Origin of the sequence: Rahnella sp. NRRL B-41462 (genome assembly GCF_003263525.1) — a bacterium.
Taxonomy (GTDB): Bacteria; Pseudomonadota; Gammaproteobacteria; order Enterobacterales; family Enterobacteriaceae; genus Rahnella; species Rahnella aceris.
Genome location: NZ_JYDF01000059.1, coordinates 17,904 through 40,723, shown reverse-complemented (window position 1 = coordinate 40,723; position 22,820 = coordinate 17,904). Strand labels below are relative to the sequence as shown.

The following is a 22,820-nucleotide window of genomic DNA, read 5'->3' as shown; positions in this document are numbered from 1 at the left end:
CTTAATCAGGCTTTTTCCAGCGTACACAGCAACGGATGCTCATTCTCCTTGGCGTACTCATTTACGTGTGCGACCTTGGTTTCCGCGACTTCGGCAGTATAAACGCCGCATATCGCTTTACCTCTGTAGTGCACCTGGAGCATCAGTTGCGTTGCACGTTCAATATCATAAGAAAAGAACTTTTGCAGAACGTCAATCACAAATTCCATTGGAGTGTAATCGTCGTTGTTTAATATAACTTTATACATAGATGGCGGTTTTACCTCATCCTTTTGCTTATCCGCCGCCAAATGTTCAAAATTTAGCCAGTCTTGATTATTACCCATTGCCTGTTCATCACCTGTGAAGATCGTATTGGAAGCCAAATACACAAACGGGAAGACTTTCTGCAGAGCCTCGCGCTGTTATTACCGTATTTTACCATCTCTGGCCTCACCTTGCCGCTGCACAAAATGTCTACGTACGTCAGACAACGCCGGGCAAAACTTAACAAAATATGTCAATAGCGTTACCTGCTTCAAACTTTGGTTATCTGCTCCCCCGCGACAAATGCCGTTTCCTTGACGTCTAACTCTATTCCACTAGAGTGTAAATTCGTGAGCTGAACGGAGTTTAAACCGGCCTGAACAGACGCTTATCCGCCGTGTTCCGGCCTTCGGGCTCACTCAACTGGCTTTATCTATTTACTACCAGACTAGTCATGAGAGGGATGAAGAAGCATGCAGACGGGTACTGTTAAATGGTTCAATAATGCTAAAGGCTTTGGCTTCATTTGCCCGCAAAATGGCGGTGAAGACATCTTCGCTCACTACTCCACAATCCAGATGGAGGGTTACCGGACTCTGAAAGCCGGCCAGCAGGTCAATTTCGACGTTCATGAAGGCCCAAAGGGGAATCATGCCAGTCTCATTATTCCAGTGGAAAGTGAAGTGGTCGCCTGACCGGTTCAGCATCACGCATCAGATAACGCTTCAACTGCAAATGCCGGTCACTTACTGACTGGCATTTTTATTTATGGGGGAGAATGCTTCCGGCTTCAAGTCCTGAGCGTGAAAAAAAGTACATTTTTTAGACACAAATTGCTAAGACACGTCATATGAGGATGTAAATCTAAACATCATCTCAACAAATTACATGCAATTTCTCCATAATTCCCACCGTTGTATACCTGTTTATTCTTGGCCTGATGAAATAGCCACCACAAAACTCTGGCTCACGACAACAGGTATTTCCATGACTACTTTCAGCTACCCTTCTGTAGAAAAGGCGCCACTTACCGGCCTTCAGTTAATGAAGGCATTGCTCACCCGTCAGATAACGCCGGGGCCATCATGGGAATTACCACGCTATCGCCTCAAATTCCTCTTCCGCACGCTGGCGCACCCGCGCAGAACGTTTGGGATGCTTGATTATCTGGCACAGCATCCGCAGCGCGACGAAATCCTGACCGCCATGCCCAGCCTGCCTTGTAAGCTGCACAGGGCGTATCAGTCGGCAAATATCACGCCGCAACAGGCGATGAAACGCATCACTGATCACTACGATATGATTGGTCATTGCCTGCCCGACGCTATTAATCACGGTTATCTGAATAAAAAGCCGATGGCGATCGCCACGCTGACAGGCAAAGAGGGGCAACATTTTTTTGTCGCCTTTAATGCCATCAGCCGTCTCGATAAAGAAGGCGAAGCCACCCTGACATTTAATACTCCGCAGGGTGAACCGATTGCGATCGTGACGTTTTCGTTTATTGAATATCAGGGGCGTCCTACGCTGTTTATCGGCGCGTTACAGGGGCCACGCGCGCACGTGGATCATCTGGAAATACAAACAGCGACCAAAGCCTGCCACGGTTTATTCCCTAAACGTCTGGTGATTGAAGCGCTGACCACACTCGCGGACGTCACCGGCATGCAGCAAATCGTGGCGGTGGGAAATCACACCCATATTTATGAAAACCCGCGCTACAAAAAACGCAAAGGCATGGTGTTTGCCGATTACGACAGTTTTTGGGAAACGCTGGATGCTAAACCGGGCGATGACGGTTATTTCCACTTACCCTCACAGATTGCCCATCGCCCGCTGGAAGAAATCGCCAGTAAACGACGCTCGGAATACCGTCGCCGTTACCAGCTGTTAGACGATCTGGAAACGCAGATCCGTCACACTTTTTCCAGCGGACATGGCAACCCCGTGATAACCGAAAACAGCCACGCCGCTTAATCCGCCCTGCCGCGTGCCAGCCATGCCACGCGGGAAAACATTTGCCGCAGCAGCGGAGGAATAGACGAGGTTCCCCGCAACGAGGCCGCAAGTGCCACATCAATCGCCAGATCTGGCTTCGAACTGCGGTGAATGGCTTTATCGATAATTCTTCTCGGCGACATCGGCACATTGTCCGGTATCGCCGCATTCTTGCGGTAAACGTCTTCGAAACCCTCGCGATACAGGAAGTGTTCGATATCCTGCGACGGCAACGCCGTCAGGCGATATCGCAGCGTATCATTGTGGTTTTCCACGTTCGCAATCACTGTCGCAGCATATTTGCGACCGGCTTCGTCACCGTCGACCAGCGCATGCCATTCGATGCCCATTTGCCGCGCAAAACGCAGCAGAGGCTTCAGGCCACATTGTGCAAACTCAATAACCTTTATCCCTTCCGATTCAAAATGATAACCACACTGACGCGCCAGCTGGTTCAGCAACCAGACTTCGGTCTCGCCTTCCACCAGCAGCCAGCAGCGGGCGAATAAAGACGAGGGACGGTTAAAACGGATATGGAAAGCGATGCGGCGGCTGTCTTCCATACTCAGCCCTTCAGGACCGATGGCGTAAGCCGCGACGCGGCCGGACTCACGCACCAGTCTGCATATTTGCTCAACGGGCACCAGCGACAACAAATCGCCGGAGTTGGTGGTGGTGATGCGCTGCAACGGCAACTGATCCAGTAATCCCCAGGCCACCGATAACATGATCGGATGCAAACGGGTTTCGGGGTCTTCAATGAGTAACAGTGGCCGGGCATCCGGATGCAGCACCACCGAGCCTTTCGCCTGTAACAATGTCGAGAACATGCCGAGCAGCATCACCCGCATACTGCGGCTGTTGGGTTCGGCAATCATGCGATTGATGTTATCCAGCGAACGCCATGCGCGGCGGCTCTCCGCCCGGCCATGACGCTTTTGCTGCCAGGGTGCGCTGCTGGACGTCCCTTGCTCGGCAAAATAGTGTTCCAGCAACTGTCGCATCGCCGACAGGCCACTGCGCAGTTCACTGTTTTTCAGCGTCTGCGGGCTGTGAACCAATTCGCGCGTCAGTTCATCAAGCTGTTTTGCCAGCTCTTCATTATTGACTGCCAGCCGCGGCGCCAGTGTTTCGCTGCGCAGACGGCGAATAAAGCGCGCATCGCGTAAGCGTAATACCGGGTTCAGGCGGATCAACGCCTGCGCAAGCGGGTCAATCGTCGTCAGATTTAAAGGCTGACCGTTGGACGACAGAAAACTGCGCAGCGTCATCACGCTGCCATCGTCGTCCAGCTCTCCTTCAAGACGATAATAGATACGGTTCAGTTTATCGGCACATTTCACCCAAAGCGGTGAGAGCGGATTAAAGCGCGGCGACATATGATGACCGGCCTGGTTCTCGCAAAATGTAAACACCACGTGCAGGTACTGTGATTTGGCCTCCTCTTCGCCTGCCGGGAAATAGAAATCCTCCTCTTTAAAGCAGTACAATTTAGATTCGGGGGAAAGCAGCAGAGTTAACGCATCGAGCAGGCTGGATTTCCCCCAGGCGTTCTCGCCGATTAACACGGTGTTGGTCAGAAAGGATTCGGCCTGCCCCTGATGGGCAGAACCGGTAATCGATGCGCCACGTTGCGCGGGCTGCGTCAGCGTCAAAGACAGGCGGTTAATCCCGCGAAAACCGACAATATCAACACGTTCCAGATACATCAGACGCCTCCTGTGTGCTCAAAACTTTCCTGAGCATGGCGTTAAAAATCGGTTCAGGTCAAGCACGCAGAGATATCTCTGCGTGCCGAAGCTGCTTTACAGTCAGATAACTTTTCGTTAGCGTGGCGGGCGGCATTTTATGTGCTGCGCGCCACTCATGGGATCTTACTTTTCAGGGACTTTTGCATCATGTACTCCGGGCTGTTAATTATTCTTTTGCCGCTGATTGCCGGCTACCTTATTCCGCTCAAAAACCGTGCCCTGTTGCATCTTGTTAACCAGTTACTGAGCTGGATGGTGTACGTCATCCTGTTCATTATGGGCATCAGTCTGGCTTTCCTGGACAATCTCAGCACCAATTTGCTGCTGATTTTCAAATATGCCGCCGTCTGTTTCCTGTGCATCTTCGTGATGAACTACGCCGCGCTGTGGTTGCTGGAACGCCGCAAGCCCTGGAAAACGCAGTATAAACAGGAAAAATTGCCGTCCCGCATTCACATGGCACTGGAATCACTGAAACTGTGCGGCGTGGTGGTCGGGGGTTTTGCGCTGGGTCTGACACAATGGCACTGGCTTACCTTCGCGTCGCAGGCCAGCGAAATCGCGTTGTTATTCCTGCTGGCGCTGGTCGGTCTGCAACTGCGCAACAGCAGCATGACCCTGCGCCAGATTATCCTGAACCGTCGCGGCATGATGGTAGCAATCGTGGTGGCCCTCAGCGCCCTGATTGGCGGTGCACTTGCCGCACTGCTGCTGGGTTTACCGCTGAAAACCGGGCTGGCCATCGCCTCCGGTTATGGCTGGTATTCGCTTTCAGGCATCGTTCTGACAGATTCTTTCGGACCGGTGATTGGCAGCGCGGCCTTCTTTAACGATCTTGCCCGCGAACTTTGCGCCATCATGCTGATCCCGACACTGGTGCGCAGCAGTCGTTCGACGGCTCTCGGCCTGTGCGGCGCGACATCCATGGACTTTACCCTGCCGGTGTTACAGCGCAGCGGCGGACTGGATATGGTGCCTCCGGCCGTGGTGCACGGCTTTATCCTCAGCCTGATTGCCCCGGTCTTAATGGCCTTTTTTTCTGCCTGATCCCTGCCCGTCCCGCTGCCATCCCGCAGCGGGAACCGCCCGGCAAAACTTGCGGTAAATCAACTCCGCGTCACTTTGTCTTAAAAATCCCTTCATTTCTGTCTCAGCCAGCTCTAGGCTTGCATAAAAACAAGCATTTCAAATGCAACTTTAAAAGGACCTCATTATGTTTTGTGTGCAATGTGAACAAACAGTCCGTACCCCGGTGGGCAATGGTTGCGCGTATGCGCAAGGTATGTGTGGCAAAACAGCCGAAACTTCTGATTTACAAGACTTACTGGTCGCGGTGTTAGAAGGTTTATCTGCCTGGGCACTGACCGCACGCGGGTATGGCATCATTGATGAAGAGATCGACAGCTTCGCACCCCGCGCCTTTTTCTCCACGCTGACCAACGTAAACTTCGATTCTGAGCGTATCGTCGGCTATGCCCGTGAAGCCGTTCTTTATCGCGAATCGCTGGCTACCCGCTGCCGTCTGATGGATGCGGAAATCACCATTAACCATCCGCTGGCCACACTGGAACTGGTGAGCGATAATCTCAGCGAGCTGCAACAGCAGGCACAGCAATTTGCGCTCAACGGTGACAAAGCGCAGATCGGTGATGACATTCACGGCCTGCGTATGCTGTGCCTGTATGGCCTGAAAGGTGCAGCGGCGTATATGGAGCACGCGCATGTTCTGGGCCAGTCTGATAGCGCCATTTACGCCGAATATCATCGCCTGATGGCGTGGCTGGGCACGCAACCGTCCGACATGGGCGAGCTGCTCGCGAACGCGATGGCAATCGGCAAAATGAACTTTGGCGTGATGGCCATTCTGGACAAAGGCGAAACCGATGCTTACGGACATCCGCAACCGACGGCGGTCAATGTCCGTCCGCTGGCAGGTAAAGCGATTCTGATTTCCGGTCACGACCTGAAAGATTTGCAGATGCTGCTCGAGCAAACCGTCGGCACCGGTATCAATATTTACACCCACGGCGAAATGCTGCCGGCGCACGGTTATCCCGAACTGAAAAAATTCCCGCATCTGGCCGGTAACTACGGCAGCGGCTGGCAAAATCAGCAGGTGGAGTTCGCCAAATTCCCCGGCCCTGTCGTCATGACCTCAAACTGTATTATTGACCCGAATGTCGGCAATTATGGCGACCGCATCTGGACCCGCAGCATTGTCGGCTGGCCGGGCGTGCAGCATCTGGAAGGCGAAGATTTTGCGCCGGTCATTGCGCAGGCATTGCAGCTTCCGGGCTTCCGTTACAGCGAGATTGAACAGGAAATTACCGTCGGATTCGGCCGCCAGACCTTACTCAGCGCAGCAGACACCGTCATCGATCTGGTTGCCGCAAAAAAACTGCGCCACATCTTCCTGATCGGCGGGTGTGACGGCAGTCGCGGAGAACGCAGCTACTTCACCGATCTGGCGCTTAGCGTACCGCAGGACTGCCTGATCATGACGCTGGCCTGCGGCAAATACCGCTTCAACAAACTGGATTTCGGTACGCTTGAAGGCCTGCCTCGTCTGCTGGACGTCGGCCAGTGTAACGACGCCTATTCCGCCATTATTCTGGCCGTGAATCTGGCCGAGAAATTAGGCTGTGGTGTGAATGATTTACCGCTGAGTCTGGTGCTTTCCTGGTTTGAACAGAAAGCGATCGTGATCCTGCTGACCCTGCTGTCGCTTGGCGTAAAAAATATCGCCACCGGCCCGACGGCACCGGCCTTCCTCACCGATAACCTGCTGGCGATCCTGAATGAAAAATTTGGCCTGCGCGCAATCACCTCGGTTGAGCAGGATCTGAAAACCATGCTGCCGGAGTAAGCTGACATGAAATTTCCTTTATTTCCCGATCAGCCGACCGCGTTGTGCCAGAACCGCATGCAGGTGTATTCCGTCACACAGGAAACGCCGGATGTCCGCACGCTGTCGCTGATTAATCACGATGTGTATTCGTACCGTCCCGGCCAGTTTGCTCTGGTGAATATTGGCCAGAGTGGTGACGTACAGCGTGCCTATACACTGTCTTCCACACCGGGCAATAGCCGCTTTATTCAGCTGACGGTGCGCCGCATCGGGGGCGGCGAAGGTTCGCCATGGCTGACGCAGCAGGTGAAAGCCGGTGATTATCTCTGGCTGAGCGATGCGCAGGGGGAATTCACCTGCGATACGCCACAGCCTTTGTTGTTGCTGGCGGCTGGCTGTGGCGTGACGCCAGTTATGTCGATCACGCGCGATATTCTGGCGCATCATCCGGCGCAAAGCGTGCAGGTGTTTTACAGCGTGCGCAGCCCGCAGGACATCATTTTTGCCGAAGAATGGCAGCAACTGGCCGCAGCGTATCCGCAGCTTAATCTGATTCTTCTTGTGGAACAGGATGCAAAACCCGGCCAAATCGCCGGTCGCCTGAGCCAGGATCTACTGCAAAGTCAGGTGCCGGATATCCGTGAACGTCGGGTAATGATTTGCGGCCCTGCGCCTTATATGCAACTGGCCGGAGAATGGGTGAAACAACTGGGCGCAACGGCAGAGAATATCGTCAAAGAGCAGTTTCAGGCACAGCAAACTGAAGTGTCTGCCGACCAGCAACTGACGCTGACCCGCCTGACACCGTTACAGAATTACCGCGTACCGGTTGGAACGACATTGCTGGCAGCCATGGAACAGCACAGTTTGCCGGTCACCGCAGCCTGCCGTGCAGGCGTCTGCGGCAGTTGTAAAACCCGGATACTTTCCGGTGATTACCAGACCACCAGCCGCATGACACTGACCGACGAAGAGGTCGCTCAGGGTTATGTGCTGGCCTGTAGCTGTCAGCTCCAGGGCGACGTCACCCTCGCCTGATCTCCCGCAGTAACTCACTGCCCGCTCATGACTTTTTACAGTCTGCGCGGGCAGATTTACAATTCTTCACCTCCCTCCTCCGCATATTTTTGTATGGTTTAAGGCTGAACATTCAAGGATGTAATCAGTGGACTATGCTTAATCCACTTATTTGAAAATTAGCCCTAAATCATTCGAGTTGGATCAAGGCGGCAACTGAGTGAATCGCCGGGAGCATACATAAGTATGTGACCGGGTTCGCGAAAGCAGCCAACGCAGAGGCAGCTCGAAGGATGACGGGCGCACCGGAGGGACTATGAAACAAAGCGTAGCAGCATACCTGGCGAAAACTCTCGAGGCAGCAGGCGTAAAAAGGATCTGGGGCGTCACCGGCGATTCCCTGAACGGGTTAAGCGACAGCCTGAACCGCATGGGTACCATCGAATGGCTGGGTACGCGCCATGAGGAAGTGGCCGCATTCGCCGCCGGAGCCGAAGCACAAATCACCGGCGAACTGGCGGTGTGCGCCGGTTCTTGTGGCCCGGGCAACCTGCATCTGATCAACGGCCTGTTCGATTGCCATCGCAATCATGTGCCGGTTGTCGCGATTGCCGCGCATATCCCGTCGAGTGAAATCGGCAGCGGTTACTTTCAGGAAACCCACCCGACCGAATTATTCCGTGAATGCAGCCATTACTGCGAACTGATCAGCAATCCCGAGCAACTGCCGCAGGTGCTGGCGATCGCCATGCGCAAAGCCATTCTCAACCGTGGCGTGTCGGTGATTGTGCTGCCGGGCGATGTGGCGCTCAAGCCTGCGCCGGAAGATGCTAAAGTCAGCTGGTATCCGCCTGTGCTGCCAAAAGTCACGCCACAGCCTACAGAACTGGAAAAGCTGGCGGAACTGCTGAACGGCGCGACCAACATTACGATGATGTGTGGCAGCGGCTGCGCGGGTGCGCACGATGAAGTGATCAGACTGGCTGAAACCCTGAAAGCGCCGGTGGTGCATGCACTTCGCGGCAAAGAACATATCGAATGGGATAACCCGTACAGCGTCGGTATGACCGGGCTGATCGGCTTCTCTTCCGGTTATCATGCCATGCTCAATGCCGACACGCTGATCCTGCTCGGCACGCAATTCCCGTATCGCGCGTTTTATCCGACCGATGCCAAAATCATTCAGATTGATATCAATCCGGGCAGCATCGGTGCACATTGCCATGTGGATATGGCGCTGGTCGGCGACATCAAATCCACCCTGACCGCCCTTCTGCCGCAGTTGCAGGTAAAAAATGAACGCAAGTTCCTCGACAAGGCGCTGAAGCATTACGAGGAAGCGCGCAAAGATCTCGACGGGCTGGCGACGCCGAACGACAAGCAACCGATCCACCCGCAATATCTGGCGCAGCAGATTAGCCGCTTTGCCGCTGCCGATGCGATTTTCACCTGCGACGTCGGCACGCCGACCGTCTGGGCGTGTCGTTATCTGCAAATGAACGGCCAGCGCCGTTTGCTCGGCTCGTTCAATCACGGCTCGATGGCCAACGCCATGCCGCAGGCGATTGGTGCGCAGGCCATTGACCGCTCACGTCAGGTTGTGGCGCTGTGCGGCGACGGCGGATTTGCCATGCTGATGGGGGATTTCCTGACGCTGGCGCAGCAAAAGCTGCCGGTGAAAATCATTATTTTCAATAACAGCGTACTGGGCTTTGTCGCAATGGAAATGAAATCCGGCGGTTATCTGACGGATGGCACCGAGCTGAAAAACCCGGATTTCGCCGCTATCGCTGAAGCTGCTGGCATCAAAGGTATTCGGGTTGAAAAATCCTCCGATATCGACACCGCCTTGCAGGATGCGTTCGCCTACGAGGGGCCGGTGCTGATCGATGTGATCACCGCCACTGAAGAACTGGCGATGCCACCGCAGATAAAATTCGAACAGGCAAAAGGCTTCAGCCTGTACATGCTGCGCGCGGTGATCAGCGGCCGGGGCGACGAAGTGGTCGAACTGGCAAAAACCAACTGGCTGCGATAACCCCGACAGGGCTATAGTGCATGATTAAATAATCATACCTGCCCCCTTAAGGGGCATTCACCCAGAAGGAAGCCACGTTGATCGATTTACGCAGTGATACCGTAACCCGCCCCAGTGAAGCTATGCGTCAGGCCATGGCCCGCGCTGAAGTCGGCGATGATGTCTACGGCGATGACCCAACGGTAAATGCTTTACAGGACATGGCGGCAAAGTTGTGTGGCAAAGACGCGGCGCTGTTTTTACCAACCGGTACGCAGGCCAATCTGGTGGCGTTGCTGACGCACTGCCAGCGTGGCGAAGAATATATTGTTGGTCAGAAAGCTCACAATTATATGTATGAAGCAGGTGGAGCCGCGGTGCTCGGCAGTATCCAGCCTCAGCCGCTGGACATGGATGCTGACGGTTCTATCCCGCTGGATAAGATCGCGGCAGCCATCAAGCCCGATGATATCCATTTTGCCCGGACCCGTCTGCTGAGCCTGGAAAACACCCACAGTGGCAAAGTGCTTCCGCTGGATTATCTGCAAAAGGCGTTCGCCTTCACCCGTGAAAAAGGGCTGGCACTGCACATTGATGGCGCGCGTATCATGAATGCGGCAGTGGCACTGAACGTGGAATTACGTGAGATCACTCAGTATTGCGACACGCTGACCATCTGCCTGTCGAAAGGTCTGGGCGCACCGATTGGTTCCCTTCTGGTCGGCAGCCAAGAGTACATCCAGCGTGCTAACCGCTGGCGCAAAATGACCGGTGGCGGTATGCGCCAGTCCGGTATTCTGGCCGCAGCAGCAATTTACGCGCTGGAAAATAACGTTTCACGTCTGCAAGATGACCACGACAATGCACAGTGGCTGGCACAGGAACTGCGCAAAATCGGCGTAGAAATCGCTGAACCCGGTGCCCAAACCAATGTGCTGTACATTAAACAAAGCGCGGAACTGGCGGCCAAAATGGGGCCGTGGATGCAGGAGCGCGGTGTGATCATCAGTGCGGGGCCGGTCACACGCGTGCTGACGCATATCAATATCAGTCGTGAAGATCTGCAAAAAGTCGTGGCGCTGTGGCAGGAATTCCTGCATCAGCACGCCTGACAATCCGGTTGACGGCGATAGCCTGCGCGGGTATCGCCGTACTTTCTGCTTTATCTCCCTTACACTGACCGAGCAAATGGAAATGCCAATCACGACACACACTGGCCGGATCGTCGTTCTCGGTGCCAGCGGGTATATCGGACAACATCTGACGGCGCATCTGAGCCAGCAAGGTTTCAAGGTCACGGCCGCCGCACGCCGTATCGAATGGCTGCAACAGCAAAAATGGCCAAACGTCCGCTGCTGCTTCGCGGATGTCTATCAGAGTAAAACGCTGGCTGCCGCCTTTGAAGGCGCTGACGTGCTGGTGTATCTGGTTCACGCCATGGCAGAAGATGATGATTTACTGGAAAAAGAACGGCAGGCGGCGCAGCACACTCTGCTGGCACTGAAAGATTCCTCCATTAAGCACATTGTTTATCTCGGCTCAATGCAGCCGGAAGGCAATCATTCAGCGCATTTGCAGGCGAGAAAACTCACCGGCGATTTGCTGCGCATGAGTACCATTCCGGTGACGGAAATGCGCACCGGCATCGTGATTGGTGCCGGTTCTGCCGCGTTCGAAGTGATGCGTGACATGGTGTACAACCTGCCGGTGCTGACGCCGCCGCGCTGGGTTCGCTCAAAGTCATCGCCCATTGCACTGGAAAATCTGCTTAATTATTTACAGGGGCTGGTGACACTGCCTGCCACAGAAAATCAGATTCTGGAGGCGGCGGGGCCGGAATACATCAGCTATCAGACGCTGTTTAAACGCTTTATCGCGATGAGCGGTAAACGCCGCTGGCTGCTCCCCGTTCCCCTGCCAACATCTTTTGTTTCGGTATATTTTCTCAGCCTGATCACCTCCGTGCCGACGTCACTGGCAAAAGCGCTGATCCAGGGGCTGAACCACGATTTACCGGCCGACAGTGAGAAACTGCAAAAGCTGATCCCGCAAACACTGATCCCCATTGATGAGGCGATCCGCAGTACGCTGGAAAAAGAACAGCAACAGATCATGGATTCACCGGACTGGGGATACGATCCTGACGCCCGTGCGCGCTGGCGTCCAGGCTACGGTTATTATCCGAAACAGGCGGGTTTCACGTTGGAAACGTCGGCGTCAAAAGCCGCATTATGGAAAGTCATTCAGCAGCTTGGGGGCGCTGAAGGGTATTTCTATGCCAACGGTTTGTGGAAAACGCGGGCACGGATCGACGATTTACTCGGCGGCGGCGTGAAATACGGCCGTCCGGATCGTGATTTCCTGAAACCTGGCGATAAAATTGATGGCTGGAAAGTGATCGGCCTGAAACCTCAGCGCGAACTGGCGCTGTTATTCGGCATGAAAGCGCCGGGGCTCGGTCGTTTAACGTTCACGATTACCGACCACGGTGAAAGCCGCAGCCTGGATGTGCGCGCCTGGTGGCATCCGGCAGGGTTCAGCGGCCTGCTTTACTGGTTCAGTATGATGCCCGCTCATCAGTTTATTTTTCGTGGTATGGCAAAACGCATCGCCAGCCTTGCCCGGCAGAAAGACCGTTGCGGACGCTAAAGAGGGTCATTTAATCTGCTTTCAGACACAGCTTTCCCCCTTTCCCATTGCAACCCGCACAATTTCACGAAAGAATGGCACCCTTATTGCTCAGGGGTGCCAGAACCCCGACGCTGACAACAATTTTTCTCTATTTATGAAGGCATTGGCCTGTATATGAAGGTTTTGGTTACCGGTGCGAGCGGCGGTCTTGGAAGAAATGCCGTTGAGTTTCTGCGAAATAAAGGCATCAAAGTCAGGGCGACGGGACGGAATGCCGCCATGGGATCGCTTTTGCAGAAAATGGGCGCAGAATTTATTCACGCCGATCTCACCACGCTGGTGTCTGCTCAGGCCAAAGCCCTGCTGGCAGATATCGATACCGTCTGGCACTGCTCAGGGCTGATGTCGCCGTGGGGCAGTGAACAGGAATTCGAGCTGGCGAATGTGCGCGCCACACGGCGTCTGGGTGAATGGTCCGCGGCATATGGTGTGGAAAACTTCGTGCATATTTCGTCACCGGCGATCTACTTCGATTTTCACCATCACCGTGATATTCAGGAAGACTTTCGCCCGCACCGTTTCGCCAACTCCTTTGCACGCAGCAAAGCCGCCGGTGAACAGGTGATCCACACGCTGGCATTGTCGAATCCACAAACGCATTTCACCATTTTGCGACCGCAGGGCATTTTCGGCCCGCACGACAACGTCATGATGCCGCGTTTGCTGCAAATGCTGAAATATGGCGGAACACTGATGCTGCCACGCGGCGGAGAAGCGCTGGTGGACATGACCTACGTTGAGAATGCCGTGCATGCAATGTGGCTGGCGACGCAGTCGCAGGCAACAGAATCAGGTCGCGCGTTCAATATTACAAATCAGCAACCGCGTCCGCTGTGTACGTTGGTGAAACAACTGATGGAAAATCTGGATATCAAATATCGCATCCGTTCGGTACCGTATCCGCTGCTGGATATGATGGCGCGGGGCATGGAGCGCATCAGCAAAAGCTCGCAGAAAGAACCGGTGCTGACGCATTACAGTGTGGCAAAACTCAATTTCGATCTCACGCTCGACACACAGCGTGCGCAGAAAGAACTCGGTTATGTGCCGGTGATTTCACTCGATCAGGGGATTATCCGCACCGCCGACTGGTTACGCGATCACGGTAAACTTCAGGGGCTGCACGGCATCGGTCCGAAACGCGACTGACCGTACAGGTCAGTCGCTGGTTTCAGTCGTTCTTCTCCGGAAACTGCTGTAACAGCGCCCGGACGATCGCTTCAGTTTCAGCATCCGCATGGCCGCGATAATCACTCTGGCGGAAATGCATCTGGAATGCCGCAATCACCCGACGCTGCTGACGCGGCGTCATATTATCTTCCACTGAATATCCGTACGCTTTCAGCAACACCAGCAACTGCGCCTGATCGACAGGCTGTTGCGGATTACGTCCCGCCAGATACTGATTCACCCGCGCCGCATCCGGCCACGCGCCAATCCCACGTTCGGCCATTTCCTGCCAGGGGAACAGCGGACCGGGGTCATCTTTGCGCTGCGGCGCGATATCGCTGTGCGCCACCACATTGCGCGGTTCTATCTGATAACGCGCGACAATCTCCTGGCTCAGATTAGCCAGTAAATCTATTTGCGCAGGCGGGAACGGATAGAATTTTTTGCCGAGCAAATAGTTGCTGTAGCCTTTGTTCTCCAGTTCGATGCCCACCGACGTATCGTTAAGATTGGTACGCCCGCGCCAGCCGCTGGCACCGGCATGCCAGGCGCGCATATTTTCAGGCACCAGTTGCCACGCCACCGGTTTACCCGCTTCAAGTGGCGGTTGCGCCGGGATCAGATAATGTGCGCTGACGTGCTCATCTGTAAGCGTATTTAATGCGTTGTTGAAATCTTCAGCGGTGTAATGGATCACCAGAAAACGGATCCGCTGATCTGCGCCCTGCGCCTGTCGCGCCGTTTCCAGCCGGAATGGCGCATCCGCGCCCTGCTGGCTGGCGTGCTGACAACCGGCCAGCATGAGTAATGCGACAGTGAACAGACCCCGTTTCACACGCTGACAGATCATTTGCGATGCACAATCACTGCGGTGCCGGACACACTGACCATCAGCATGCTGCTGTCTTTGCCCACGGTTTCATAATCGATATCAATACCGACAACCGCGTTCGCACCGCGCTCTTTCGCCTGTTCTTCCAGTTCACGGAAAGCAATTTCACGCGCCTTGCGCAGCTCTTTTTCATAAGCGCCGGAACGCCCACCGACGATATCGCGCACACCAGCAAAGAAATCACGAAAAATATTTGCCCCTAAAATCGCTTCGCCCGTCACTACGCCGCAATATTCAGCGATGGTGAAACCTTCGAGGGTCGGAGTGGTTGAAATTTGCATGCGTATTCCTTATCAGTTGTCGTCCAAATCCTGGCAATAATGTCATTAATAGCATAAACCCTGCTTGAGAGATCAAGGTATTACCTTTGACTGATTTCTCTTCGTCATGCATTAAGCCAAATCGGTTTTATACTGTATGGTAAAGAACGTCATGGTGAAAATGTTCAATCTTTCAGTAAGGAATACAATGAAAAAGAAAACCCTTGTCGCCGCCATCCCGCTGGTACTGATGTTAAGTGCCTGCACCACGGTAGAACCTGCATATAAGGACATTGGCAGCCGCACCGCACCCTGTGTCGATGGCGGCCCTGACAGCGTTGCTCAGCAATTCTATGATTTTCGCATTAAACAAGGCGGCAGCGGATTACCCAATTCCAGCCAACTGGCGGCATACCGACCTTATCTGAGCACCGCATTGTATGATGCGCTGCTGAAAGCGCAGTCACATCCGAAAGTCGATATCGCCGCCTCACCGAACGAGAAAACGGGTGCTGGTTCTGGCGATGGTGACATTTTCTCCAGCCTGTTTGATGGACCGACGTCTGCCTCCGTAGACAGCGCCTCCACCATACCGAACACCGACGCCCGTAACATTCCCCTGCGTGTCACCTTCACACATGAGAAAGACAAAGGCGCATCGACAAGCTGGAAAGATGAAGTGCTGATGGTGCGTGAAGGCCAATGCTGGACGGTTGATGATGTGCGTTATATGGCAAACCTCGATTTCGCTTCAAGTGGCACACTGCGCCAGGTTTTAGAACACCAGTAAGCCATTCCTTTCTCTAAAATAGCGGTTGCATAATGTGGGTCAGTGATGAATATCGTCATTGACCAACATCCCCGTCACAGCGGTTTAACAATATGATGTGCTACACTTTGGCATTCCTGCGGTAACACATAATTTTTAAGCCGCGATCGTTGCATAACTATGCTGCGGAAGTTACCATCTGCGGCATCAATGGCTATTCACTATTTGCGCATGAGTATTCAACTTAATAGCATCAACTGCTTCTACGGCGTGCATCAGGCGCTTTTTGACATTCAGCTCGACTGCCCTGCCGGTGAAACTCTGGTTTTACTCGGCCCAAGTGGTGCAGGCAAAAGCTCCCTGTTACGTGTTCTGAACCTGCTGGAAATGCCGCGTTCAGGCACTTTGCAGATCGCCGGTAATACCTTCGATTTCACCCGCAAACCGGATGAAAAAGCCGTTCGCGAATTGCGTCAGAACGTCGGCATGGTTTTCCAGCAATACAATCTGTGGCCGCACCGCACGGTGCTCGACAACTTACTGGAAGCGCCTATGCGAGTGCTGGGGCTGACCAAAGACGTTGCGCTCGCGCGTGCCCAGAAATTGCTGACCCGTCTGCGTCTGACCGATTACGCCGATCGTTTTCCGTTGCATCTTTCCGGTGGCCAGCAACAGCGTGTGGCGATTGCCCGTGCGCTGATGATGGAGCCTCAGGTTCTGCTGTTTGATGAACCTACCGCCGCGCTTGACCCGGAAATCACCGCCCAGATCGTCAGCATTATTCGCGAACTGGCCGGCACCGGCATTACTCAGGTTATCGTGACCCACGAAGTTGAAGTTGCGCGTAAGACCGCCAGCCGCGTGGTGTACATGGAAAATGGCCGCATTGTCGAGCAAGGCGATGCCTCCGTTTTCGCACAGCCGCAAACCAAAGAGTTTGCCAGCTACCTTTCCCACTAAACTGTATTTCTATCAATACATTGATTGATGTTTCTACGGAGTTTGCGATGAAAAAATTAGTAATTGCCGCGGTTCTGGCTACCGTCAGTTTGTCTGCCAGCGCTGCTGATACCATCCGTTTCGCGATGGAAGCGTCTTATCCTCCGTTTGAGTTTGTAGACTCCAGCAATCAGATCCAGGGCTTTGACGTCGATCTGGCGAACGCCATGTGTAAAGAGATGCAGGCAACCTGTACGTTCACCAATCAGGCGTTCGACAGCCTGATCCCGAGCCTGAAATTCCGCCGTTTTGACGCGGTGATTTCCGGTATGGACATCACGCCTGAACGTCAGAAACAAGTGGCTTTCACCAACCCGTACTACGATAACTCTGCTATTTTCATCGCCCATTCTGGTCAGTTCACTGACGTTGCTGCGCTGAAAGGCAAACGAGTCGGTATGCAAAACGGCACGACTCATCAGAAATACCTGATGGATAAGCACCCTGAAATCACCGCCGTACCTTACGACAGCTATCAGAATGCCGTACTGGACCTGAAAAACGGTCGTCTGGATGCCGTATTCGGTGACACCGCCGTGGTGAATGAATGGCTGAAACAGAACAAAAATCTGGCCGCTGTGGGTGACAAAATCACTGACCCGACTTACTTCGGTACCGGCCTGGGTGTTGCGGTTCGTCAGAACAATACCGAATTGCTGACTAAACTGAATGATGCTCTGGCAAAAGTGAAAGCAGACGGCACTTACAAGACGCTGTATTCAAAATGGTTCCAGCAATAAGTTTGCCTATCAATGACTGAATTCCAACCTTTAGCAAGCGCCGCCGGGATGACCGTCGGCCTTGCCGTTTGTGCGCTGATCCTCGGCCTGGTGCTGGCGATGATTTTCGCAGTCTGGGAATCCGCGCCGTGGAAGCCGCTTAGCTGGCTGGGCACCGCGTGGGTTACCGTGCTGCGCGGTCTGCCGGAAATCCTGGTGGTACTGTTCATCTATTTTGGTTCCTCACAACTGCTGATGGTGCTGGCCGATGGCTTCAGCATCAACCTTGGCCTGTTCGCCATACCGATCAAGTTGCCGATTGAGAACTTCGAAGTCAGCCCGTTTGTGTGTGGTGTGATCGCCCTTTCCCTGCTGTATTCGGCTTATGCATCGCAGACATTGCGCGGCGCACTGAAAGCCGTGCCGCAAGGGCAATGGGAGTCCGGTCAGGTGTTGGGCATGAAAAAGTCGGCGATTTTCTTCCGCCTGATCATGCCGCAGATGTGGCGTCATGCGTTGCCGGGGCTGAGTAATCAGTGGCTGGTGCTGCTGAAAGATACCGCACTGGTATCCCTTATCAGCGTGAACGACCTGATGCTGCAAACCAAAAGCATTGCGACCCGTACGCAGGAGCCATTTACCTGGTATGTGATTGCGGCGTGTATCTATCTGCTTGTTACCCTGTTCAGCCAGTTCGTGATTAAACGTATCGAATTGCGTACCACACGCTTTGAACGGAGTGCATCCTGATGTGGGAATATTTACCTGAAGTCCTGAAAGGATTGCACACCAGCCTGACACTGACCGTGGCGGCACTGATTGTTGCACTGTTACTGGCGATGATTTTCACCGTCGTTCTGACGCTGAAAGTGCCGGTTGCCAGTCAGATCGTTAAAGGTTACATCACGCTGTTTACCGGCACACCGTTGCTGGTGCAAATCTTCCTGATTTACTACGGACCGGGCCAGTTTCCGTCGATCCGCGAAATTCCGTGGTTATGGGAAGTCCTGTCGCAGCCGTGGCTTTGCGCGATGTTTGCATTGGCGCTGAACAGTGCGGCATATACCACACAGTTGTTTACCGGTGCGGTACGCGCTATTCCGTCCGGCCAGTGGCAGTCGTGCGAAGCACTTGGCATGTCGAAGCCGCAAACCTTGCGCATTCTGTTGCCGTACGCCTTTAAACGCGCGCTGTCATCGTATTCCAACGAAGTGGTGCTGGTGTTTAAAAGTACCTCGCTGGCCTACACCATTACGCTGATGGATGTGATGGGTCACAGCCAGCTGATGTACGGTCGTACGTATGACGTGATGGTATTCGGTGCGGCCGGTGTGGTTTATCTGTGCGTGAACGGGTTGCTGACCCTGATGATGCGCCTGATTGAGCGTCGTGCACTGGCATTTGAACGCCGTAACTGATAGCCAGAGAAGAATCTGAAGGGACGAGAAATCGTCCCTTTTTTTGTGCCGGAAAAAACATCCCCCTGTTTCAATTTATAATTTTTTAATCAAATTTATTGCATATAAATTCATTTAGTGGCACTTTGTTCTCAGGTTTCACTTCCTGCCAGTTACCCGATTAAATTAATAAAATCAGTAAACTGTACCATGAAGGGAATGTCATTTTTTGAACAGGAATATATTGCATGAAAAAGCTGATCCTCGCCGCCCTCTTGTCTGCCACGGTTTTCACTGCCACCGCTGCGGACACCATTCGTTTCGGTACTTCCGCCACGTATCCGCCGTTTGAATCTATCGGCGCTGACAACCAGATTATTGGTTTTGATATCGACCTGGCGAACGCGCTGTGTAAGCAAATGCAGGAAACCTGTACCTTCACCAATCAGCCGTTTGATGGTCTGATCCCGGCACTGAAATTCCGTCGTTTCGATGTGATTATTTCCGGTATGGATATCACGGAAGAGCGCAGTAAACAGGTGACGTTCACCCAGCCTTACTACGCTAACACGGCAATGATTATCGGGCCGAAAGGCAAGTTTGCTTCTATTGCGGATCTGAAAGGTAAGCGTGTTGGCCTGGAAAATGGCACCACGCACCAGAAATACCTGATGGAAAAGCATCCTGAAATCACTACCGTCGGTTACGACAGCTATCAGAATGCGATTCTGGATCTGAAAAGTGGTCGTCTGGACGGGCTGTTAGGCGACACCGCCGTGCTGAACGGCTGGCTGAAATCCAACCCGAATCTGGGTGAAGTCGGCGAGCTGATTAAAGATCCGCAATACTTTGGTACCGGCGTCGGCATGGCGGTGCGTCCTGATAATAAGGAACTGCTGGCGAAGCTGAACACAGCGCTGGAAGGGATCAAAGCTAACGGCGAATTTAAAAAGATCAATGACAAGTGGTTCCCGGCTCACTGATTCCCCGTCATCCTTTTTTAACAGCCGTCTGGAAAGGCGGCTGTTCTGCGTAACATCTCCCAAATATGCAACGAAGCAGAACTTATTACATCGAAAAAGTGACATTCATCACACTACATTCATGGAATGACTTTTACACTGTTCAACCGTAATCACTGCGAGATCGAATGTTTATGCACGCACGTTTTCACACCGCCTTTGCGGCACTCCCTGAAAATTTATCCTCCGCGCTTGAGCCGTGTTTGCGTCATGATGACTTCCCGGCAATGCTCACTGCGGCTGATGTTGCGCAGATAAAACAGGCTACCGGACTGGACGATGACGCGCTGGCATTTGCCCTGCTGCCTCTGGCCGCAGCCTGTTCCGTTACGCCTATCTCTCATTTCAATGTCGGTGCGGTTGCACGCGGAATTTCAGGCAATTTGTATTTCGGTGCCAACATGGAATTCGCCGGTGCGCCGATGCAACAAACGGTTCACGCTGAGCAATCCGCAGTCACGCACGCCTGGCTGCGTGGTGAAACCCGTCTGGCCTCCATCACCGTGAATTACACCCCTTGCGGGCATTGTCGTCAGTTTATGAATGAGCTGACCAGCGGCACAGCGCTGGATATCCATCTGCCCGATCGTGATGTAGCAACACTTGGCGATTATCTGCCGCACTCCTTCGGCCCGAAGGATCTGGACATCACCACCCTGCTGATGGACCAAGTGAATCACGGTTACACACTGGAAAGCACCGACTCCCTGGCACTCATGGCACTGGATGCCTGCAATCAAAGTCATGCGCCTTACAGTAAGTCGCACAGTGGTGTGGCGCTGGAAACTCATAACGGCAAACAGTTCGGTGGCCGTTACGCCGAAAACGCCGCATTCAATCCGAGCCTGCCTCCTTTGCAGGCCGCGTTAATCCTGCTGAATATGTCAGGTGAAGATTGCCTGAAAGTGCGCCGTGCAGTACTGGTCGAGCAAAAAGATGCGTTGATCACGCAAAACGATGCCACGCGTGCCACGTTAAAAGCACTGGGCTGCAAAGATATCACCACGCTGACCTGCTGATAGTGTGAGCCGGTTAACACTAAAGACTCTGTTTCCGGAGTCTTTAGTTACATAACATTGTCATTACATTTGTCATTTGAAATCCTTATTTCCTCTCTGTTACCCTCACCGCTCCGAAATATAAAAAACAACATTCTGAAAACCGGAAGAGTAAAACGATGGAACTTGAATACGAAAGTAAACGCCCCCTGTACATTCCCCACGCTGGCCCGATCCTGTTAGAGTTTCCGTTACTGAATAAAGGCAGCGCTTTTACTGAAGAAGAGCGCAGCAACTTTAACCTTCACGGTTTACTGCCGGAAGCGGTGGAAACCATCGAAGAACAGGCTGACCGTGCCTACCGCCAGTTTCAGAATTTCAAAACCGACATCGATAAACACATCTATTTGAGAAACATTCAGGACACCAATGAGACGCTGTTCTACCGTCTGCTGGACAACCATCTCAGCGAAATGATGCCGGTGATTTATACCCCGACCGTCGGCGAGGCCTGCGAACACTTTTCAGATATCTACCGCCGCGCCCGTGGCCTGTTCATCTCTTATCCCAACCGCGCCCACATCGATGACATGTTGCAGAACGCCACCAAACAACACGTAAAAGTGGTGGTGGTGACTGACGGCGAACGCATTCTCGGTCTGGGCGACCAGGGCATCGGCGGCATGGGCATTCCGATCGGTAAGCTTTCCCTGTATACCGCCTGTGGCGGCATCAGCCCGGCGTATACCTTGCCGGTGGTTCTGGACGCCGGTACCAACAATCCGCAGTTACTCAACGACCCGCTGTACATGGGCTGGCGTCATCCGCGCATTACGGGTGAAGAATATGAAGCGTTTGTTGATCAGTTCATTCAGGCCGTAAAAATCCGCTGGCCAAATGTGCTGCTGCAGTTTGAAGATTTCGCACAGAAGAATGCCATGCCGATCCTCGAACGCTACCGTGATGAACTGTGCTGCTTTAACGACGATATTCAGGGCACAGCGTCCGTGGCGCTGGGTAGCCTGATTGCCGCCAGTAAAGCCGCCGGGGGCAAACTGAGCGATCAGACAGTCGCCTTCCTCGGTGCGGGTTCTGCCGGTTGTGGTATCGCAGAACAAATCGTTGCGCAGATGAAATCTGAAGGTCTGAGCGAAGAAGAAGCCCGCGCCAAAGTCTTTATGGTCGACCGCTTTGGTTTGCTCACCGATAAACTGCCTAACCTGCTGGATTTCCAGAGCAAACTGGTGCAGAAAAGCAGCGCACTGGCCAGCTGGGGCATGGAAAGCGACAGCGTTTCCCTGCTGGATGTGGTGCGTAACGCCAGGCCAACCGTGCTGATCGGCGTTTCCGGCCAGCCGGGGCTGTTCACCGAAGAAATTATCCGCGAAATGCACAAACACTGTGCACGTCCGGTGGTGATGCCCCTGAGCAATCCGACGTCCCGCGTGGAAGCCACACCTGCCGATATCCTGAACTGGACAGACGGCGCCGCGCTGGTCGCCACCGGCAGCCCGTTTGCACCGGTGAGCCACAAAGGCAAGCTCTACCCTATCGCACAGTGCAACAACTCCTTCATCTTCCCGGGGATCGGGCTGGGTGTGATTGCCTCGGGCGCCACCCGCGTTACCGACGGGATGCTGATGGCCGCCAGCAGAACACTGGCAGAGTGTTCGCCGCTGGCCACAGAAGGCACAGGCTCGCTGCTGCCGGACGTTGACGATATTCAGGGCGTGTCTAAATGCATCGCGATGGCCGTCGGTAAGGCCGCGCAGTTGCAGGGCGTGGCGATGGTAACGTCAGAAGATTCTCTGTCGAAAGCCATTGAGCACAACTTCTGGGCACCGCAGTACCGAAGTTATAAGCGCACGTCTTTCTGATCCGACGGTAGTAAAAGAAGTCCGGCTATGATCCAGACCAATGCCTTATGCATTGGTCTTTTTTTTCGTCCAAATTGCAGTACGTCGCGCAGATTAAGAAGTAATTCACTGAAAAGTGCTGAAAAAAGCTGCGAAGCCTGTGGATGCAG

At 53.6% G+C, this 22,820-nt stretch carries 21 protein-coding genes; 17 read left to right on the top strand and 4 right to left on the bottom strand.

Annotation, left to right across the window (positions count from 1 at the left end; genetic code table 11):
* Nucleotides 1-5 precede the first annotated feature (5 nt).
* Complete coding sequence (gene clpS / locus UC14_RS15450) at nucleotides 6-326, bottom strand: ATP-dependent Clp protease adapter ClpS (protein WP_013574769.1); 321 nt, start codon at nucleotides 324-326, stop codon at nucleotides 6-8.
* Nucleotides 327-719: 393 nt separating this feature from the next.
* On the opposite strand from clpS, the gene cspD reads away from it, so the two are divergent.
* Both cspD and UC14_RS15440 read left to right on the top strand, forming a co-directional pair.
* On the top strand, nucleotides 720-941 hold the full coding sequence (cspD, locus tag UC14_RS15445) for a cold shock-like protein CspD (protein ID WP_013574768.1): 222 nt from the start codon (nucleotides 720-722) through the stop codon (nucleotides 939-941).
* 292 nt (nucleotides 942-1,233) lie between these two features.
* Nucleotides 1,234-2,223, top strand: coding sequence for a VirK/YbjX family protein (locus UC14_RS15440; RefSeq protein ID WP_037036068.1), 990 nt, complete (start codon nucleotides 1,234-1,236; stop codon nucleotides 2,221-2,223).
* Here the strand turns inward: UC14_RS15440 and UC14_RS15435 are convergent.
* Complete coding sequence (locus UC14_RS15435) at nucleotides 2,220-3,953, bottom strand: ATP-dependent endonuclease (RefSeq protein WP_013574766.1); 1,734 nt, start codon at nucleotides 3,951-3,953, stop codon at nucleotides 2,220-2,222. The genes UC14_RS15440 and UC14_RS15435 overlap by 4 nt on opposite strands.
* Nucleotides 3,954-4,142: 189 nt before the next feature.
* On the opposite strand from UC14_RS15435, the gene UC14_RS15430 reads away from it, so the two are divergent.
* From UC14_RS15430 to UC14_RS15400, 7 genes are all read left to right on the top strand, one after another.
* Entirely contained in the window at nucleotides 4,143-5,042 is a 900-nt protein-coding gene (locus UC14_RS15430; RefSeq protein WP_013574765.1) for a lysine exporter LysO family protein, read from the top strand.
* 166 nt (nucleotides 5,043-5,208) lie between these two features.
* Nucleotides 5,209-6,861 carry a hydroxylamine reductase gene (hcp, locus tag UC14_RS15425; protein ID WP_112198010.1) on the top strand — a complete coding sequence of 551 codons (1,653 nt, stop codon included), beginning with the start codon at nucleotides 5,209-5,211 and terminating at the stop codon, nucleotides 6,859-6,861.
* A 6-nt stretch (nucleotides 6,862-6,867) separates the two neighbouring features.
* The gene (gene hcr, locus UC14_RS15420; protein ID WP_112198009.1) at nucleotides 6,868-7,881 is read left to right on the top strand and encodes an NADH oxidoreductase; all 1,014 of its coding nucleotides are present in this window, start codon (nucleotides 6,868-6,870) and stop codon (nucleotides 7,879-7,881) included.
* 295 nt (nucleotides 7,882-8,176) lie between these two features.
* Nucleotides 8,177-9,898 (top strand): ubiquinone-dependent pyruvate dehydrogenase, encoded by a 1,722-nt coding sequence (gene poxB, locus UC14_RS15415; protein WP_112198008.1) that lies wholly within the window; start codon nucleotides 8,177-8,179, stop codon nucleotides 9,896-9,898.
* A gap of 77 nt (nucleotides 9,899-9,975) precedes the next feature.
* Nucleotides 9,976-10,989: a low-specificity L-threonine aldolase gene (gene ltaE, locus UC14_RS15410; protein WP_112198007.1), complete on the top strand. Its 1,014-nt coding sequence runs from the start codon at nucleotides 9,976-9,978 to the stop codon at nucleotides 10,987-10,989.
* A gap of 82 nt (nucleotides 10,990-11,071) precedes the next feature.
* Nucleotides 11,072-12,526 (top strand): DUF2867 domain-containing protein, encoded by a 1,455-nt coding sequence (locus tag UC14_RS15405; protein WP_112151154.1) that lies wholly within the window; start codon nucleotides 11,072-11,074, stop codon nucleotides 12,524-12,526.
* A 156-nt stretch (nucleotides 12,527-12,682) separates the two neighbouring features.
* Complete coding sequence (locus UC14_RS15400; protein ID WP_013574759.1) at nucleotides 12,683-13,717, top strand: NAD(P)-dependent oxidoreductase; 1,035 nt, start codon at nucleotides 12,683-12,685, stop codon at nucleotides 13,715-13,717.
* Between the two features lie 22 nt (nucleotides 13,718-13,739).
* Here UC14_RS15400 and UC14_RS15395 read toward each other — a convergent pair whose 3' ends face one another.
* Both UC14_RS15395 and UC14_RS15390 read right to left on the bottom strand, forming a co-directional pair.
* The gene (locus UC14_RS15395) at nucleotides 13,740-14,588 is read right to left on the bottom strand and encodes an N-acetylmuramoyl-L-alanine amidase (protein WP_112198006.1); all 849 of its coding nucleotides are present in this window, start codon (nucleotides 14,586-14,588) and stop codon (nucleotides 13,740-13,742) included.
* On the bottom strand, nucleotides 14,585-14,911 hold the full coding sequence (locus UC14_RS15390) for a heavy metal-binding domain-containing protein (protein WP_013574757.1): 327 nt from the start codon (nucleotides 14,909-14,911) through the stop codon (nucleotides 14,585-14,587). Before UC14_RS15390 ends, UC14_RS15395 begins: the two co-directional genes overlap by 4 nt.
* 187 nt (nucleotides 14,912-15,098) lie before the next feature.
* Between UC14_RS15390 and UC14_RS15385 the strand changes: the two genes are divergently transcribed.
* The 8 genes from UC14_RS15385 to UC14_RS15350 all read left to right on the top strand — a co-directional run bounded on the left by UC14_RS15385 (nucleotide 15,099) and on the right by UC14_RS15350 (nucleotide 22,671).
* Nucleotides 15,099-15,680: a lipoprotein gene (locus UC14_RS15385; protein WP_013574756.1), complete on the top strand. Its 582-nt coding sequence runs from the start codon at nucleotides 15,099-15,101 to the stop codon at nucleotides 15,678-15,680.
* Nucleotides 15,681-15,890: 210 nt separating this feature from the next.
* Nucleotides 15,891-16,619, top strand: coding sequence for an arginine ABC transporter ATP-binding protein ArtP (gene artP, locus UC14_RS15380; protein ID WP_015689572.1), 729 nt, complete (start codon nucleotides 15,891-15,893; stop codon nucleotides 16,617-16,619).
* Nucleotides 16,620-16,666: 47 nt separating this feature from the next.
* Complete coding sequence (gene artJ / locus UC14_RS15375; protein ID WP_013574754.1) at nucleotides 16,667-17,398, top strand: arginine ABC transporter substrate-binding protein; 732 nt, start codon at nucleotides 16,667-16,669, stop codon at nucleotides 17,396-17,398.
* Nucleotides 17,399-17,410: 12 nt separating this feature from the next.
* Nucleotides 17,411-18,127 (top strand): arginine ABC transporter permease ArtQ, encoded by a 717-nt coding sequence (gene artQ / locus UC14_RS15370; RefSeq protein WP_013574753.1) that lies wholly within the window; start codon nucleotides 17,411-17,413, stop codon nucleotides 18,125-18,127.
* Nucleotides 18,127-18,795, top strand: a complete 669-nt coding sequence (gene artM / locus UC14_RS15365; RefSeq protein ID WP_112151156.1) for an arginine ABC transporter permease ArtM — start codon at nucleotides 18,127-18,129, stop codon at nucleotides 18,793-18,795. Before artQ ends, artM begins: the two co-directional genes overlap by 1 nt.
* A 227-nt stretch (nucleotides 18,796-19,022) precedes the next feature.
* Entirely contained in the window at nucleotides 19,023-19,757 is a 735-nt protein-coding gene (locus UC14_RS15360; protein ID WP_013574751.1) for an arginine ABC transporter substrate-binding protein, read from the top strand.
* Nucleotides 19,758-19,930: 173 nt separating this feature from the next.
* Nucleotides 19,931-20,815 carry a cytidine deaminase gene (gene cdd / locus UC14_RS15355; RefSeq protein WP_112198017.1) on the top strand — a complete coding sequence of 295 codons (885 nt, stop codon included), beginning with the start codon at nucleotides 19,931-19,933 and terminating at the stop codon, nucleotides 20,813-20,815.
* Between the two features lie 158 nt (nucleotides 20,816-20,973).
* On the top strand, nucleotides 20,974-22,671 hold the full coding sequence (locus UC14_RS15350) for an NAD-dependent malic enzyme (protein WP_013574749.1): 1,698 nt from the start codon (nucleotides 20,974-20,976) through the stop codon (nucleotides 22,669-22,671).
* Nucleotides 22,672-22,820 lie beyond the last annotated feature (149 nt).